The 16240-nt window shown below is 42.6% G+C and carries 16 protein-coding genes; 2 read left to right on the forward strand and 14 right to left on the reverse strand.

Annotated elements, in window-relative coordinates; translation table 11 throughout:
• Positions 1 to 25: 25 nt before the first annotated feature.
• From HRU69_07330 to HRU69_07365, 8 genes are all read right to left on the reverse strand, one after another.
• Positions 26 to 514: a hypothetical protein gene (locus HRU69_07330; protein ID QOI97311.1), complete on the reverse strand. Its 489-nt coding sequence runs from the start codon at positions 512 to 514 to the stop codon at positions 26 to 28.
• Positions 511 to 1482 carry a peptidoglycan DD-metalloendopeptidase family protein gene (locus HRU69_07335; GenBank protein QOI97312.1) on the reverse strand — a complete coding sequence of 324 codons (972 nt, stop codon included), beginning with the start codon at positions 1480 to 1482 and terminating at the stop codon, positions 511 to 513. Before HRU69_07335 ends, HRU69_07330 begins: the two co-directional genes overlap by 4 nt.
• 130 nt (positions 1483 to 1612) lie before the next feature.
• Positions 1613 to 2077 carry a hypothetical protein gene (locus HRU69_07340; GenBank protein QOI97313.1) on the reverse strand — a complete coding sequence of 155 codons (465 nt, stop codon included), beginning with the start codon at positions 2075 to 2077 and terminating at the stop codon, positions 1613 to 1615.
• Positions 2078 to 2082: 5 nt separating this feature from the next.
• A complete protein-coding gene (locus HRU69_07345; GenBank protein ID QOI97314.1) occupies positions 2083 to 3174 on the reverse strand; it encodes a hypothetical protein in 1092 nt (363 codons plus the stop codon).
• Positions 3175 to 3787: 613 nt separating this feature from the next.
• Positions 3788 to 5413, reverse strand: a complete 1626-nt coding sequence (locus HRU69_07350; GenBank protein QOI97315.1) for a hypothetical protein — start codon at positions 5411 to 5413, stop codon at positions 3788 to 3790.
• A 78-nt stretch (positions 5414 to 5491) separates the two neighbouring features.
• Positions 5492 to 6679: an IS256 family transposase gene (locus HRU69_07355; GenBank protein QOI98856.1), complete on the reverse strand. Its 1188-nt coding sequence runs from the start codon at positions 6677 to 6679 to the stop codon at positions 5492 to 5494.
• Between the two features lie 142 nt (positions 6680 to 6821).
• Positions 6822 to 7103 (reverse strand): hypothetical protein, encoded by a 282-nt coding sequence (locus tag HRU69_07360; protein ID QOI97316.1) that lies wholly within the window; start codon positions 7101 to 7103, stop codon positions 6822 to 6824.
• A 148-nt stretch (positions 7104 to 7251) separates the two neighbouring features.
• Positions 7252 to 8277: an RHS repeat-associated core domain-containing protein gene (locus HRU69_07365; GenBank protein QOI97317.1), complete on the reverse strand. Its 1026-nt coding sequence runs from the start codon at positions 8275 to 8277 to the stop codon at positions 7252 to 7254.
• A gap of 128 nt (positions 8278 to 8405) precedes the next feature.
• On the opposite strand from HRU69_07365, the gene HRU69_07370 reads away from it, so the two are divergent.
• A complete protein-coding gene (locus HRU69_07370; GenBank protein ID QOI97318.1) occupies positions 8406 to 9485 on the forward strand; it encodes an IS110 family transposase in 1080 nt (359 codons plus the stop codon).
• 348 nt (positions 9486 to 9833) lie between these two features.
• Complete coding sequence (locus HRU69_07375; protein QOI97319.1) at positions 9834 to 10025, forward strand: hypothetical protein; 192 nt, start codon at positions 9834 to 9836, stop codon at positions 10023 to 10025.
• On the opposite strand, the gene HRU69_07380 is transcribed toward HRU69_07375, so the two are convergent.
• From HRU69_07380 to HRU69_07405, 6 genes are all read right to left on the reverse strand, one after another.
• Complete coding sequence (locus HRU69_07380; GenBank protein ID QOI97320.1) at positions 10009 to 10674, reverse strand: hypothetical protein; 666 nt, start codon at positions 10672 to 10674, stop codon at positions 10009 to 10011. The two genes, HRU69_07375 and HRU69_07380, sit on opposite strands and share 17 nt — an antisense overlap.
• 69 nt (positions 10675 to 10743) lie before the next feature.
• The gene (locus HRU69_07385) at positions 10744 to 11166 is read right to left on the reverse strand and encodes a hypothetical protein (GenBank protein ID QOI97321.1); all 423 of its coding nucleotides are present in this window, start codon (positions 11164 to 11166) and stop codon (positions 10744 to 10746) included.
• 15 nt (positions 11167 to 11181) lie between these two features.
• Positions 11182 to 12081, reverse strand: coding sequence for a hypothetical protein (locus HRU69_07390; protein QOI97322.1), 900 nt, complete (start codon positions 12079 to 12081; stop codon positions 11182 to 11184).
• Between the two features lie 67 nt (positions 12082 to 12148).
• Complete coding sequence (locus tag HRU69_07395; GenBank protein ID QOI97323.1) at positions 12149 to 15217, reverse strand: ATP-binding cassette domain-containing protein; 3069 nt, start codon at positions 15215 to 15217, stop codon at positions 12149 to 12151.
• Positions 15218 to 15253: 36 nt separating this feature from the next.
• Positions 15254 to 15616 (reverse strand): DUF1987 domain-containing protein, encoded by a 363-nt coding sequence (locus tag HRU69_07400; protein ID QOI97324.1) that lies wholly within the window; start codon positions 15614 to 15616, stop codon positions 15254 to 15256.
• 25 nt (positions 15617 to 15641) lie between these two features.
• Positions 15642 to 16196 carry a hypothetical protein gene (locus HRU69_07405; GenBank protein QOI97325.1) on the reverse strand — a complete coding sequence of 185 codons (555 nt, stop codon included), beginning with the start codon at positions 16194 to 16196 and terminating at the stop codon, positions 15642 to 15644.
• Positions 16197 to 16240: the final 44 nt, after the last annotated feature.

Below are 16240 nucleotides of genomic sequence, written 5' to 3' on the forward strand. Positions count from 1 at the left end.
CCTCTAATAGAATTTCGAAATGCCGTTAATCAGGGCTACTGTCCAAAACAATTTTAAACAGCATATTATTCTTAAAATAAAATGTATGGTAAAAATATTCTGACGAATCAACTATTATGAGCGGATTATTATCCCATAGATCCTTATTGATTTTTAGTTTTTTAATAAACTCAGTTTTGGATAAGCCAATTTTTATTCCAGATTCAAGAACTACATTGCAATCGGTGATAATAGCCTTTACAAAGAGCACCTTATCAGTTGTTTTCAGCAACACAACTTCATTATTCTTTGAATTATAAATTAAAAGTGTGTCAATTGCTTCTGAGTGCTTATTCTTGGTTGGTTTCTTTTCGATGCTAAAAGGATCCTTTAAAATACTTGAAATATTATCAGGACTGGGATTAGTTTTAAACGGTTTATGCGCAAATCCATCATTTATTGTAACATTGAGTTGTTGACCATTAACACATATTACAACTGAAATGATGAATGAAATCAGAATAAATGTTTTCATTGCCTTACGTTTAGTTGAGTACTAAATTTTAAACTTGAGGTGTTGTCTTCTACAGGCGTTCTAATAACACTTTTTGTGCTTGATGAACCATTTTTCAAGCCAGGATTCTCATTTATTGGGTTCAGTACAGCACCATTCTTAGATCTAACTTCATAGTGTAAATGATTGCCAGTTGAATGCCCAGTATTACCGATTTTTCCTATCTCATCTCCTCTACTAATGTTATCTCCGGTCTTTACGTTATCAGTAGACCCATCCTGCATATGATAAAATCTGTGAATTTTACTATCCTTATTGGCAGTCAAGTGGACATAATTACCTCTCCCTGAATCTGATCCCTTTTCAGAAATCTTACCGTTTAAAGGCGCTGATACTTTGGCTCCTCCTGTTGGACCTTCTGATTTAACAATATCAACTCCAGTATGGGGTCTAATTTTGTCTTGGGTTACGGGATCAAGTCGGGCTGAAGATATGCCCGATGTTATTTTAGGATCTTTTACAGGAGAAATGATTAGCTGATCATCGGCAAAGGTCTCAGCAGCATTTTGATCTTTAAATGGACCATATACTTTTCTGGCTGAACCATCTGAGTATTTAATGTCCCAAGCCTCAAGCCCTTCCAATTCAATATGAGCAGTCACCTTATTCTCACTAAACGCATAAGTCGAGTTGTAATAGTACTTTTCCGCAATTGGATCCACATTAAAAAACCTGCCAATACCCGGATCATGGTTTCGCCACTTAAACTGAACCCAGCGAATGTTGAGTTCATCTTGCAGTTCCTGGGATTGAAAGAGTGTACGCTGCTCATACACTCCCGCCCGCTCCCCGGTAGTGTGTTGTAACCCAAAAGCAAAATAATCGCTGGAGCTTACTATGGGCGAGGGGGTGTGGGTAACGGTAATGTCATTCCCGCCTTTGGCGGGACAGGCAAAATGCACATCCACGTAAGTCACAGAGTACTTCATTTATAACCTAATTTACCGAATACCTTCGGAGGGAGACTCTGCGGGGAAGGAAAAATAATCATCTGTGCCTGTGTTTCCGATAATGATTCCTGTAGTGGTATCCCAAAGTGGGAACAAGGACTGAGGTTGCTTAGTAATACGATGGATAGCCCTCAATAAACTCCACAACCAACAATTTTCTATCCACGAGATAAACTCCTATAACATTATCAGTTGGTTTGATCTCGATATATGCTAAACTTCCATTATTTAATCTGATCCCTAAATTTTTAACTTCTTTTTTCTTACCAACATTAATGTACTCTGCTAACCCCAAAGCCTCGTCTGTTGAAATAGTCTTGTTAATGATTACTTCATTGTTGATAATTAAGGTTATTTTATCTTTAAGGAAACCGGTTTCGAAAAACAAATGTATATCGTCCTCCAATTTTTTACTTACCTCCTTATCCTTAAAAGATGATCTCGTCTCTACTCTACGTTTTTCAGAATAATTAATTCTGATATCATAAGATATTTTCTGTTGCTCTTGGGCATAAGAACAACTATTAAAATATATTGCCAGTGCAATTAGCAACTGCGGATTTGCCTTTATCATAATTATTACTGCTTTTGTTGTTTCTTGACGTTTGAATAAATGTGTTTGAGTTGCCTGCTGTTGATGTTTGTTCTCTTGCTAACGTCATCATGAGTTCCAACAACTCCAGTTTGTCTCATGAGATTGTTTGGTCCAACCGGTAAGCCGTTTCTATCAACATTTTTCCCTGGTTCATTATGGTGCAATCCACCAGTATGACCTATTTCGTGAGCGCCAGTTCTATTGATTTCATCGGGAGTATCTCCGCTTCCAACACTAACCTGAATTCTGTTTTTTTGAGTGTCTCCAATTTCATCAACTTTACCCGGAACCCAGGAACCCAATTTTTTCCCTTCTTTATCTTCAACCTCCTTAACCATATCAAGATAAAAATCAGAATTTGGATCAATATCAGATTCAAAGTTTAAAACGACTACGGTTTTAAAATGAGTATTACTTTCACTATCAAATCCAGAAAAGCTCTTTTCAGTCTGCCTCGCTATTCCAAAGGCTACTTCTTTTACCTTTGATTGATCAAGCTCCGCAGAGTTTTTGACTTTCAATGTAATGGTAAAATTGATCTGGTTTGAGCCATCCTTATTTTTATCTTGAATAGATTCCCATTCCAATCCCTCCAATTCTCTTCCGTCTATTACTCGATTCTCACTAAACGCATAAGTCGAGTTGTAATAGTATTTTTCCGCAATTGGATCTACATTAAAAAACCTCCCAATGCTTGGATCATGGTTTCGCCATTTAAATTGAACCCAGCCAATGTTAAGTTCATCTTGCAGTTCCTGAGTTTGAAAGAGTGTCCGCTGCTCATACACTCCCGCCCGCTCCCCGGTAGTGTGTTGCAGGCCAAACGCAAAGTAATCGCTGGAGCTTACTATGGGTGAGGGGGTGTGGGTAACGGTTATATCGTCAAAATAAAGATCAACGTAGGTAGGGTGCTCGTTGCTTACAAACACACAGGCAAAGCCAGGCTCCCTAACAGTTACTTCTTTAAATAAGTAATCATGCGGGGGTTGTTTTACGGTGGGGCTGCTTTGCAGGCCAACCGTGGTAATTTGTTTCCAGGCGGCATCTAAATTGTTGTCTTTGTTCTGCGAGGGCATAAGCATTAGCGAAAAATGAAAGCCCTTTTATCCCTTAAATAACAGGAAATATCGCACCCTGAGACTTTTGTCTTAGTTTTATTCAATGTCAAAAGGCAGTTCAGATCAATATCCTCAATGTAAAAGTTTCTAATAAATTGACTTTTCTTCTTGTAATACATTTCGACTTTATAATCAACTTTTATCAAACTCTTGATCAGTCTATCGAAGTCATTTTCAAGAAATCCTTTAAGTCGATAGAAAAGATTGTCTGTAAAGTTATACGCTAAAATATAATCACAGTCGCCAAGCACAAGATTAGCTTTGTAATCGGAGATTGTTCTATCACTTGGGGGAATAATGTTTTGATTGATTACTGTATCCAATTCCGTCTTTCTTTTTTCAATCAGAATAAAGATCACAAAATTTGAATTGAATCCTGTTGATTTTAGAATACGTCCATGCATTCGAGATTGAAGAAAATCAACATCATGGATGCTATAAATACCTGACTCTAAACACTTAAGTTTTGCCGTGAATATCAGATTTGTTGTATCCAAAATGTTTTGCTGCGCCCAACTGACATGATTTAAGCATAAAAAGAAAACAAGGTGTATTAAATATTTTTTCATGGCTACTGGTCTTTTTTACTTTTACTAAGCTCTTTTTTTCTCTCATCATATCTTCTTTCTGCTGCTCTTGCAGCCTCTCCATTTGGATCACCTGGTCTATGGCCTATTTCGAAATCATTGGGACCATAAGGATTATTTTCGAGATAGACCCTGTAATAATAAAATAAGTTATGTGCAAGGTACTGGGCGTGCCCTCCTTCATGTGCGAGCATGCGACCAGGTGCGTTAGTTCCGTAACCTGATGCAGGCACAACAACTTTTATAGTCCCTTTTCCATAACTTGAATAAGGAATATAATAGGGCTGTCCATTATGATTTTGCGTTAATGCGAGATTATTTTCGTTGTTAGGAGATGCATGGGTTGTCCCATAGATTTGTTTGCCATCCTGTTTAGCCTGCTGTTCGCTTGTTGCAACCTCTACATAGATGTCAACCTTGTTACCTCCTGCATCAGTGAGATTATCTAATGCTGTGAAGAATTCACCATCAGTATTTTTCAGGTCTTGAATAGCTTTCTCTGCTGAAATATATTTGCTTTTAATGTCATTGAATTCTTTTTTTGATTCCCTGTATTCCGTCTTTTGTTCTTTAGTCCAAGTTTTGCGTTTTTTATCACCTACGTCAGCCTTAGCTGCATCAAATCTTGATTTTGCTTTATTATAGTCGCCTGCATATGCATTTATTACCTCTTTTCCGTTTGGATCAATAAAGATTAACGGATTATTTAACGCATAGGTATATGGACTTACTATTGTAAATTTAGCAGCTAAAGGATCGACTGCATTCCACCTTCCAATCTCCGGCATATACATCCTTGCCCCATAATCCAACCACCCAATGTTCAACTCATCCTGCAACTCCTTGCCATTGTACAGATACCGCTGCTCATACACCCCTGCCCGTTCACCGGTAGTGTGCTGCAACCCAAACGCAAAATAATCGCTGGAGCTTACAATGGGCGAGGGGGTGTGGGTAACGGTAATGTCATCAAAGTATACATCTACGTACGTGGGGTGTTCGTTGCTTACAAACACATAGGCATAGCCCGGCTCGCGCACGGTTACTTCTTTAAACAGGTAATCGTGGGGCGGTTGTTTTACCGTTGGGCTGCTTTGCAGGCCTACTGTTGTAATTTGTTTCCAGGCGGCATCCATTAAGTTATAGTCTTTGTCAAACAGCAAAATGGTAACAAAGGCTTTGGGTGCAGTCTCGTCATCATCGGGATGGTCGCCACCGGGCACGGCCGTGGCGTAGCTGTTCAGCCCGCTGTAGAGTTTGCCCAACTCACCGGTGGCTGTACTGCTGGTACCAAAGGCCGAGGCGAGGGCTGTAATAAAAGAGGTAGTGTTGGAAGTACTGCCCGGGTTCATGTACTTGGCCCACGCGCCAATGCTTACCTTGTCGCCCGGCAGCACGGAAATGGATTTGCCTACACCCACGCGTCCGTTTACGCCACCGTTGAGATGCTGTACATGGGTATAGGTTGTTCCGGCATCCGTATGATCAACCAGATCAAAACTCGTGCGGAAGTAGTTGGTGAAGTTGGTGTTGGTGGAAGTTTCAAAGCTGGCCGTGCTGGTTAAAGGCGTTTGGGTTTTAGCGGTATACGTTAAGTGTTTTACTGACATCAGTTACGAACTCTTTTCGGACACTGCCTAATTAAGTGTGTAAGTGCTGGGTAACGACTAAGCAACTGCGTAAAGGTTTTATATTTTGCATCTGCCTTCGAAGATAGTTAAAAATTGATTTACGATTAGTGGCCAGTTTCTCACGGGCAAGGTCCATTTTTTGGTGATCTCCCGTAAAGCCAGGTACACCGCTTTCACCACCGCCTGGTCGTCAGGGAACGAAAGTTTGTTGTTGGTATACTTGCGGATTTTTCCGTTGAGATTTTCGATAATGTTCGTGGTATAGATCAGCGTTCGGATTTCGATCGGATAATCGAAGAAGTGCGTGAGGTTATCCCAATTCGTTTTCCACGACTTGATAGCATGCGGATATTTTTTGCCCCATGTTACTTCAAGCTGCTCTAAGGCTTGAGCAGCCAGCTCTTTGTTTGGTGCTCCGTAAACAGTCTTCAAATCGGCTACAAATTGTTTCTTGTCTTTCCAGACAACGTAGCGAAGCGCATTTCTGATCTGATGAACTACACAAATCTGGGTTACCGATTGGGTAAACACGCTGGTGATTGCATCGGTGAAGCCCTTCAGATTATCGGTGCTGGTGATGAGAATATCTTCCACGCCACGGCTTTTTAAATCAGTAAGTACACTTATCCAGAATGAAGCACTTTCGCTTTCACCCAGCCACATGCCCAATACTTCCTTAAACCCCTGAGCATTAAGGCCTACGGCCAGGTAAATGGTTTTGTTGATCACCTTCCCATTCTGCCGGACTTTGAATACGATCCCATCCATCCACACCACAAAGTACACCGATGAAAGAGGCCTGCTTTGCCACTCCGTTACCAACGTATGTACCCGCGAGGTAACGTTGGAAATAGTGGCATCCGAAACATTCACACCATAGATTTCCCGGATTTGTATTTCAATGTCGCGTACGCTCATACCCCGGGCATATAAGGAGATGATAATTTCTTCGATGCCTTCTACGAACCGGCTGCGCTTGGGAACCAGGACGGGCTCAAACGTGCTGTTCCGATCCCGAGGTACTTCTATCTGTAGTTCACCTCGCGTGGTCTTGATGGTCTTACGGGTTTTTCCGTTCCGTGAGTTCCCGGAGTTAATCCCTTCTGGTGAATGTTTGGCATAGCCCAAATGGCCATCGAGTTCACCTTCCAGCATTTGCTCCATGCCCTTTTTGAAAAGTTCATCGATAAAGCTGTTGAGGTCTTTCGAATTCTTAAATTGCTTGAGAAACTCAGGGGTGAGCATCTCTTTGAGTAGTGGGTGTTGTTCTTGATTTTCCATGGTAACTGTGTTTAAAGTTAAGTCTTTAAATGCAACCGATTCGGCTGAAAGTGGTACATTCCACATCCCCTTTCAGCAAGGCCGAATCGGGCCTTTACACAGTTGCTTAGTCGTTACCTCTTTTCGATTTGACAAATGGGTAATTTTTAAGATTAAACCCATTATATCGTTTTGTAAAACAGATTGTATCATTTTCTATAAGTGGAAAAATATAACTCCTGTCTCTAAAAGCTAGCTTTGTATTTATTTTCTCACCTTTCCTTGGTGCATTGACTTGGCTATCAATATTAATCTGGTTTGGATTAATCAATAAAATACTTTGGTTAGTGATGCGCTCCCACTTACCAGCAAACGAAAAAGATAAATCTCCGGATACTGCATTTCTCATTACAAAAGTTGAATCGTAATTCAGGTTAATAATTATATTCCTGTACGGAGAATCCGAAAACTTATAGTTGTATTTAAACATTTTCGTTGCCGGATTACAACTAAATAAATAAGTTGTTATAAAAAATACGCCAATTATTGAAGTTAGGTCAGTTTTCATTCCATTCTCTTGGATTATAAAATTGCTTAATATAAAGTGGCTCTTGAAGTCCTACCAGCACTCCTTTCTGATGTGCTATGCGATTGACCATATTTCTGTTGATTTGGAATATGCTATTTATTCGTTCAGTAGGTGCGGATAAATTGCCTCTAGTCTGGTTATAAAGACGTAAATGCTCCTTATTTTGAATTGGAACATAGATGTCAAAATTGATTTTTCCATCATAAGCATACTGTGCTCTGTAAGCACTTATCTCATCATTAACACCGTACAGATTTCCAGCTACCCAATTACCATTTTCGTCTTTTTGAAAATTCGTCTCTCCCCTAACCAGTTGGCCACCATGACGAGATTCATGGAGTTTTGATCCCATTGTACCATCATGGAACAGTCCAACCACGCTTCCATCCTCTGAAATTGGAGTCGTCATTGGTTTCCCGTCTGTTGATTTCATGTATCTGAACTCAACATTTTCGTCTTTTCTCATGGCAGAAATATCACGCGCACTTTTCTCAAGTTCTTCAAGTCTTTCGGTTTTATCAGAAAAGTCTTTCCCCTTTGCTTTCAGTTTATCTACTTTCTTCCCAAGACCCTCAGCTTTCTTACCAATTTTTTTCTCAATTTTCTGGGCACGTTTTTCGTTCTTGTCATCAAACCACATTCCATCAGGATCCAAATATCTTATTGAGTTGTTTGCACAATAGATGTAGGGACTGAATCTGAACCCTTTTTCAGCCAATGGATCCACCACTCCCCACCTCCCAATCTCCGGCATATACATCCTAGCCCCATAATCCAGCCATCCAACATTCAACTCATCCTGCAACTCCTTGCCATTGTACAGGTACCGCTGCTCATATACCCCTGCCCGTTCACCGGTAGTATGCTGCAGGCCAAACGCAAAATAATCGCTGGAGCTTACGATGGGCGAGGGTGTGTGAGTAACGGTAATGTCATTCCCGCCTTTGGCGGGACAGGCAAAACGCACATCCACGTAAGTCACAGAGGACTTCATTTATAACCTAATTTACCGAATACCTTCGTTCCGCCAAAGTATTCCGCAGATACTATGTTTGAAAGAGCATAAGCCCCAGTGTACTAACTTTAATAAGTTATTGTATTAAAACAAAACACTCGAGGCTTATGCAAAAACAAGTTAACAAAAAATTGGATTTCAGTGGACAAAACATTTACGTTGGTTTAGACACGCACAAGAAACAGATCACGGTAACCATCATGGGCGAGAATTTGCATCTTAAAACTTTTAGTCAGCCTCCGGATGTCGATGTGTTGGTAAAATATCTAAATCGGAATTTTCCGGGTGCAACCTACCATGCTGCTTATGAAGCTGGGTATTCAGGATTTTGGTTGCAAGAAAGACTGCAGGCAAGTGGCGTTAACTGCATGGTTGTTCATGCAGCCGATGTGCCGACCAAAGACAAAGAGAAAAAACAAAAACGCGATCCCTTAGACAGTCGAAAAATTGCCAGGTCGTTAAAAAGTGGTGAGCTGGAGGCCATCTATGTACCCAGCAAAAATTGTCAGCAAGACCGCAGCCTGTTACGGGCTCGTCAGCGGATTGTAGGCAATCAAACACGATGTCGTAATCGCATCAAAGCCTTATTGAGTTATTTTGGGATTAATTACCCCGAACAATTCACCAGGTCGGGCACACATTGGTCTAAGCGATTCATGGAGTGGCTTAAGAAAGTGGACATCGGGAAAAGTGGGAACAACACATTAGCTACTTACCTGGCTGAAGCAGAATTCTGGAGAAGCACACTAACTACCATCCTCAAACAGATAAACACTCTGTCTGGTGAAGAGAAATATGCTAAGCCGGTAGAACTGCTGATCAGTGTGCCTGGCATAGGCCGGTTAACAGCCATGATGGTGTTGACTGAGTTAGAAGATATCAAACGATTTAAAAGTCGTGATTCATTATGTAACTACATTGGCTTGGTGCCCAATGTTTCCTCATCGAGCGACCGTGAACATGTGGGCGACATCACACAACGAGGCAATAAAACGTTAAGGAAGTGCTTCATCGAAAGTGCCTGGGTTGCAGTACGTACCGATCCGGCATTGACTATGAAGTATAACCAACTATGCAGCCGAATGAAGGGTAATAAAGCCATCATTCGTATTGCCCGGATGTTGGTGAGCCGACTGCGTTATGTGTTGATTAACAAAACGGAATACGAACTTGGCGTAGCCGCTTAACCATATAAAAGTTATAAACGGTGGGCACAATGTAAGGGGACTCTTGCAGCCTCTGGATTTCAGAGTGACTGCTTTCCGCAGATTACAGCCCACCTTTATAAAAATATAAAAGGTATCGTGCAGCTTCCGAAAAGGAATGACTGCTTATAGAAGATTGATTTTATACTTGGTAAAGGGTAAAGCCAGGGCTATGTTGGAAACTCTTTTTCGGTTTTCCTAAAAAAGAAAGGACTGCCAATTTTGCCTATTAACAGTCCAAATCTTTTTCAGTGTAAACCCTGCTTGTTCGCTGAGGTTTCCAATCGCAGCCACGCAGGTAAAACAATAACAAAATTAGTGCATCAGGACTTGACTTTCAACATAGAAGAGTCCCCGGAGGGAGACTCTGCTGGGAAAGGAGGCTATGAACCGCTAAAGCCCGAAGACATTGCCGAGTTAATTCTCTTTACACTAACCCGCCCGCCTCATGTGGTGCTGGCCGATGTGGTTGTTTTGCCGACTGCCCAGGCCTCGGCTACTTTGGTTAAGAAAGATGTTTGAGTTGGAGCAAAGTGCTTTCATCAATATCATGGCCACCAGTAAATATGACTGGCTCCGGTGTGATGCCCAGTTTCAGAGTCAACTCCTGCATTTCCCTCATCCGTTCCGGGGTAATAAAGGGATCGCTGTTTCCATAAACAACCAAAAACTCTTTGCCAGTCAAGATTCTTTTTCCTGCTTCAAAATCCATGTCGGGAGGCAAAATACCTGACCACAGGATCAGCCGGTGAAAGTTGATCCGGTTGTCCAGCGCCCAGCGTGTTGCAGTTGCAGCGCCTTGCGAAAAACCGAGCACGGTTACCCGAACGGCAGGATACTTTTCTAGTTCGGTTTTGTAAATGGCGGTAAGGTATGCGCAGTAATTTTCAATGTCGGTTAACCTGTCTTCCCGTGTCATCCAGGTAGCGCCAACCCGGTTGTTGCCGGTGCGTGTACGCGTTGGCAAATCTTCAACATAAAACCGCGACAAGCCTTCGGGCGCTATCACACAGGTTTCGGTGTCCACCAGCACGTTGAATTTTTTTATAAAGTACTGGGCCAGCTGACCGTAGCCATGAAGCACAAACCACACGTTTTTGGTTTGCTGGTTCAGTGTACCCGATATATAATAGCGCGCTTTAAACTGAAATTGAATAACCTGCTCTTTCATGCAGTGAAGGTAAGCAATAAAAAACCCTGGCCTTTGCAGGTCAGGGTTTTTCGCAAGTTTGTTTTTCCGTTAACGCTTAAATCCGAGGGCGCTGCCTCCGCAATACGAAGTAGAGCCGTCAAACGTATATTGTATATAATAAATACCGGTGGCATTGCAGGGGTAGGCAATGGCTGCAATGTACTGTCCGTTGATTTTACTGGTGGCTACTTTATTCCGGTTGGAGTCATACAGGGTTACCACAATGCCATCGGTCGGCTGGGAAGGGGCGCAAATGTTTATCATGTACTGTGTTCCTTTGGTGAACACATAGGAGTATTCTACTTTATCTTTTGATCCTCCTGTGCCGTCTATTTTGTAGCTCTTTAAAAAGTTAAACCCGGATGCCAGCTTGGGTATGCACTGATTCGAAAGATTTTCGGAGTTGCACTGTGCAGCGGCATCGGCTGAGACTATAAAAAGCGACAAAGCAAGAATGATTACGTGTTTCATAGGTTGTCGGTTATCTTAGCTAATAATCTTGTTTCTGATTGATCCTGTTATCGTTCTGATGCTGGTAATGTCGTCAGGGGTAATATCAATGGTGGTGGTGCTGTTGTCTTTAATCACCATTACACCATTAACCACTTCAAAGGTCGATTCTTTGTAGGTATAGGTGATGTTTACCTTATCGAAGGCTTTTTTCAGTTCTTCCATATCGGTAAGCAGTGCGGCCATATTCTGGTCAATATCCTTGTAGAAACTCAGCAACAGCAGAATATTTTCAAGAATAACTTTCTGTTCACCTATTTTTTCCTGCAACTCCTTGTTGTTGGGGTCCTGTGCTGCTACGTTACAGGTAATGTGCATGGCTTCGAGCCATCCGCCCGTAAGCAGTAAAACACTCAGGTTTGCCCGCCCCTGGGTTTGCAGGTAGTGGTTAATGTTGTTAAAGTTCTGGGTAGTTATTAACAAAAGTGAGTCCAGATTTTTGCTGTTTGTGGCCAGCCGGCCGATGGTTTCAATGTCAAAAAACTGGCCAATATTGAGCCCATCGGCCAGGCTTTTAATGGCCGACATGTATTTCACGCCATCCTGGTTTTGCTCGTAAATGTTGGTGTATCCCAAATCGGTACCGTAAATTCCAAGATTCAGCGCCTTTTTGTAGTTGCTGTTGTATTTAGGCAGGTTGTCGGCCGAATTCAGGTAGTTAACGTTATATTTTTTTCCTGATTCTTTCAGCAGAACGGAAATCTCCAGCGGACTGGGTATCTGCTGCAGGATGTCTCCGATAACTGCTTCCGAAATGGAAGGGCCGGTTATTTTGGTTGAGTCAAGGCTTTCCATAAAGGCCTGTTCATCCGACTTTTTGCCCGACCCGCAACCCGCTAACACGGCTGCGATTAGGGTGTATTTGATTAGTTTCATAATGCCTAAAATTAAGCGGTTACAAAGTTATAAATTCAGCATTCCTGACCAAAACAGTACAAGCCTGCTATTTTTTCTTCGGCAGATTCACTTTTCCAAACAGGTTCACAAATTTCCTGAGTAACTCAAAGTATAACGTTAAATAAAAGAATACAGCCATTGCCCAAACCACCAACAGGTTAAAAGCAAACGTGCTGAATTCGATATTGAGAAAATATTTTTTAGGTGCGAAGAAATGTGTGCGGTAGTTCAACAGGCCGGCCGGTTTTGGATCTAGAAATATCGGGTTGATTTCCTGGATGAGTTGACCATCATACTCCAGTATCCGGTTTTTCGTTGAAACATTTTTTACCAAATCAGCGAGGCTTTCGTTGTAATACCGGTTTTTGTACTCGTTCAGGTTGTAAGCCGATCCTTTTTCGTTTTCTTTTTTAAAGATGATTTGTTCGCGGTAGGCAACGGCTTTGTTGTATGCATCCTGGTAAAACCTGCGATAGGCTATTAAAAATTCTTCCAACAGGGTGCTGAAGGTTGGTGTAAACAGTTCAAGGGTCCAGGGCTCATTCAGGTTAACCTGTTCAAGCCCTCGTTTAAAGTAATCATCCTTTAAGGTATTGCGGATGATTTCAAGGTCTCTGGCCATTTGTTTTCGTACCGAATCATCATTTGACTGGATGTTATCGGCAATGAACTTGCGTTTTTTCTCCAGCTCATCAGCCAGGAAAGAGGCCCGGAAGTCGGCCTGCGATTCAATTTTTTCGTACGGGTAGTAGGGTTTTTCGTACGAGTTGTTCATGAAATTATAAACAGCCAACGCCTCATACGCCCAGCGCGATGCCATGAAGTCAGCTACCAGCGGCACTTTGCCTTTTGTGCTGATGATGTTGTTGAGCTTATCGAAGCGAAACAGTAATCCACTCAAGATCATCTGCGGGATAAGCAGCAACGGAATCATCACATATACCGTAACTGCAGAGTTGAAAGCTGAGGAGATATTGAGGCCCAGTACATTGGCCATACATGAAACGCTGAACAATACAACCCAGAAGGGCAGGATCATCCGCCACTCTACTTCCAGTATCAGGTGGCCAATGAGCACAAAGGTGAGTGTTTGAATGGCCGAAAGACTAAACAGGATGGTGAGTTTCGACATCAGGTAGCTGTTCCAGCTCAGGTTCAAAAAGGATTCACGCTTAAGTATTTTCCGATCGCGAATGATTTCTTCAGCGCTAACGGTTAACCCCATAAACAAGGCCACTACAATGCTCATCAGTATAAAGGCCGGAAAATTGTCGTTAAAGCGGAACAGGTACTCTTTTCCGCCAGGTGCGCTTTTGTACTTGATGATGAAGGCAAGAATAAGCGCCAGCAGCGGAGCCTCCAGCATGTTAATGAGCAGGTACTGCTTGTTGCTGAGTTTTGAAAGCGTATCGCGGGTAATGAAAATTAATGTTTGCCTGATTTTGTTGGGCAGATTTAACGAGTGCGGTGGTTCCTCTCTAACATCCTCAACCTTACTGAGTTTAAATCGCTCTTTATACCACTCGTGCCATTGTACCGGGGTAATCTTTCGTTTGTTGGTGGGCTGGCCGTATTCATCCACCACCTTCGCTTCGATGATGTTGAAGATTTGCTCGGGGTTAACGTTACCACAGGTTTCGCACTGGCCGCGGTTGCTGTCAACCTGGAGGGTTGATTTTTTGAAGTAGGTTACCGCTTCAACCGGAGGCCCGTAATAGGCCGGGTAGCCCCCGGTATCCATAATAATCATCTTGTCGAACATTTTATAGATGTCCGATGACGGCTGATGGATTACCACGAAAATCAGTTTGCCCTTTAGTGAAAGCTCTTTGAGCAGGTCAATTACATTTTCCGAATCGCGCGAAGAGAGGCCGGAGGTAGGTTCATCGAGGAAGAGAATGGCCGGTTCGCGAATCAGTTCCAGTGCTATGTTGAGTCGTTTACGCTGCCCACCGCTGATGGTCTTTTCGAGCGGGTTGCCTACTTTCAGGTCCTTGCGTTGATCGAGGCCCAGGTTTTCGAGTACTTCCATTACCCGTTTATGGATTTCTTCTTCCGAGAAATGGGCGAAGCAAAGTTTTGCGTTGTAGTACAGGTTTTGGTAAACGGTGAGTTCTTCAATGAGCAGGTCATCCTGCGAAACGTACCCGATTACACCATGTATTTTTTCTTTCTCTTCGAAAATGTCAAACCCGTTGATGAGAATTTTGCCTACTGATGGTTTGGCAAGTCCGGCCATTACATTCAACAGGGTGGTTTTGCCGGCACCGCTGGCCCCCATAATGCCAATCAGGCGGCCGGGGCCTTCCGAAACCTTTACATCACGCAAACCAACAGTTCCGTTGGGAAAGCGGAACTCGTCAATAACTGCGTTGAACGAAAGCTTGGTAGTTTTTATTTCCTCATTAAAATCGGCAATGATGTCGCTGTAATACAACGCATCGCCTGCCTGGGTTTTAATAGTACTGCCGTGCGAAAACAGGTACACCCGGTTGGGCTGCATAATGAAACCGTTCATCAGTGTTGACTCTTCGCCAGCGTACTTTACGAAGTACATATCAACGCTGCGCACGCGCATGCATACCAGATCACCGGTTAGGTGGATATGCACGTGCTTATGAAGTTTACCCGGTTCGGCTTTTTCTTCGCTATTGCCGATAAGGATATCGGCATAGTTAAGTGAACGGGCTTCTGTTGCTGTAATAAAATCTTCAATCAGTTTATACTCATCGGGCTCAATATTGAATACAGTTGAAACTGTATTTATGATTTCCATCCGCTGAGCCGAAAAGTTTTTATCGGTAGCAACCAGTTCCAGCAATTTTATCAGTACAACAACTTTTTGTTTCTGGGTAAGGGTTTTGTTGATTTTTTTACAAATACCCAAAACGCGCACTGATTCTTTTACGCTGGTGAGTTTGGCGGCACCTTCGGTTGTTTTGCCGTATCCCGATTGTTCATCGTACTGTGCCAGGTATTCCTTAAGCGAATCCTGGTCCAGTTCGGTCTGGAAGAAAGTAATTACATACTGGCGCTCATTAGCGCTTACTCCGCCATCCTGTTTGGTAATAATGGCAAAAAGCTGGGTTAGCGCCTTGAGAATTTCCTCACTCATTCAGGATAGAATTGGTTTGGGCTGCCGGTTTTCGTTTCAGTATGTTTTAAATTCAAAAGGTATTTCAACCAGTTCAGAAAATTCCTGCCCGGCTTCTTCCATGTCTTCATCGTCTTCGTGATAGTACCACAGTATTTTCATGCCTTTGATGTCTTCCAGGGCGGAGAGTACATCCAGAATTAATTTGGATGACGCGGTGTTAAAATACTCCAGCTTAAATACAAAGTCGGTAGTAGGGTTAGGATCCGATCCGTAGTTGCCAATCCACTCCAGTACCGGGCGATAAAACTCGGCTGAATCTTCGGGCAATGAACGGCCTGATATTTCAAAGATGCCATTCTTTTTATCCAGGATGATTTTCGGGGTATCTTCAGTTCCTTCGAGATTTAATATTTCCATGGTGATTAGTTTAAAACGTTCAACATTAATTTTCGCCAGCTTCGCGTGGCACGTTTACCTTCAGGCAAAAGAAGCAGTACTCGGCATTCATTTCCGGAAATGCGAATTCAAGTTTGGCGCCTGATTTACGGGCCATGTCCACAAAGCCAAGCCCTGCACCCCCTTTTTCGGAGATGGTTGTATTCTTGATGATCTCTTTATACAGATCCTTCAGGCCGTCTTTATCCAGGCTGTTGATTTTATCCAGGGCGCCTTTGAGTTTGTCAACATTTACTTTGCGGATGGGGTTGCCGCTCATAATGGAGTAGCGGTTCGCTTCTTTACCGATAAGGAAGATGGCGGCATGGCTTCGGGTTTGGCCGTCAACCAGTTCATCGCTGTGTTTAACAATGTTCTGTAAGGACTCCACCATTACATTGAACACTTTTCGCTTTATACTTGATTCTTCTCCGGAAGAATCAAGGTTGCGCTCGGCCATGGCCAGTATGGATTTGGTGGTTTCCTGGGTAAAATCGCCCTGGTACACCAGAATCAGTTTCTGCGACATCATGGTACGGTGCAGATCGTAAATGAAATTCATTTCAGTTGCTTATTTGAGGTTTCGAATTTATTAAGTTTTACATC

The organism is Flammeovirgaceae bacterium (genome assembly GCA_015180985.1).
Classification (GTDB): Bacteria; Bacteroidota; Bacteroidia; order Cytophagales; family Cyclobacteriaceae; genus UBA2336.

Excerpts from the sequence above, each read along its gene's own strand:
- HRU69_07330 (QOI97311.1), bottom strand. The coding sequence starts at position 514 with ATGAAAACATTTATTCTGATTTCATTCATCATTTCAGTTGTAATATGT.
- HRU69_07335 (QOI97312.1), bottom strand. The coding sequence starts at position 1,482 with ATGAAGTACTCTGTGACTTACGTGGATGTGCATTTTGCCTGTCCCGCC.
- HRU69_07340 (QOI97313.1), bottom strand. The coding sequence starts at position 2,077 with ATGATAAAGGCAAATCCGCAGTTGCTAATTGCACTGGCAATATATTTT.
- HRU69_07345 (QOI97314.1), bottom strand. The coding sequence starts at position 3,174 with ATGCCCTCGCAGAACAAAGACAACAATTTAGATGCCGCCTGGAAACAA.
- HRU69_07350 (QOI97315.1), bottom strand. The coding sequence starts at position 5,413 with ATGTCAGTAAAACACTTAACGTATACCGCTAAAACCCAAACGCCTTTA.
- HRU69_07355 (QOI98856.1), bottom strand. The coding sequence starts at position 6,679 with ATGCTCACCCCTGAGTTTCTCAAGCAATTTAAGAATTCGAAAGACCTC.
- HRU69_07360 (QOI97316.1), bottom strand. The coding sequence starts at position 7,103 with ATGAGAAATGCAGTATCCGGAGATTTATCTTTTTCGTTTGCTGGTAAG.
- HRU69_07365 (QOI97317.1), bottom strand. The coding sequence starts at position 8,277 with ATGAAGTCCTCTGTGACTTACGTGGATGTGCGTTTTGCCTGTCCCGCC.
- HRU69_07370 (QOI97318.1), top strand. The coding sequence starts at position 8,406 with ATGCAAAAACAAGTTAACAAAAAATTGGATTTCAGTGGACAAAACATT.
- HRU69_07380 (QOI97320.1), bottom strand. The coding sequence starts at position 10,674 with ATGAAAGAGCAGGTTATTCAATTTCAGTTTAAAGCGCGCTATTATATA.
- HRU69_07385 (QOI97321.1), bottom strand. The coding sequence starts at position 11,166 with ATGAAACACGTAATCATTCTTGCTTTGTCGCTTTTTATAGTCTCAGCC.
- HRU69_07390 (QOI97322.1), bottom strand. The coding sequence starts at position 12,081 with ATGAAACTAATCAAATACACCCTAATCGCAGCCGTGTTAGCGGGTTGC.
- HRU69_07395 (QOI97323.1), bottom strand. The coding sequence starts at position 15,217 with ATGAGTGAGGAAATTCTCAAGGCGCTAACCCAGCTTTTTGCCATTATT.
- HRU69_07400 (QOI97324.1), bottom strand. The coding sequence starts at position 15,616 with ATGGAAATATTAAATCTCGAAGGAACTGAAGATACCCCGAAAATCATC.
- HRU69_07405 (QOI97325.1), bottom strand. The coding sequence starts at position 16,196 with ATGAATTTCATTTACGATCTGCACCGTACCATGATGTCGCAGAAACTG.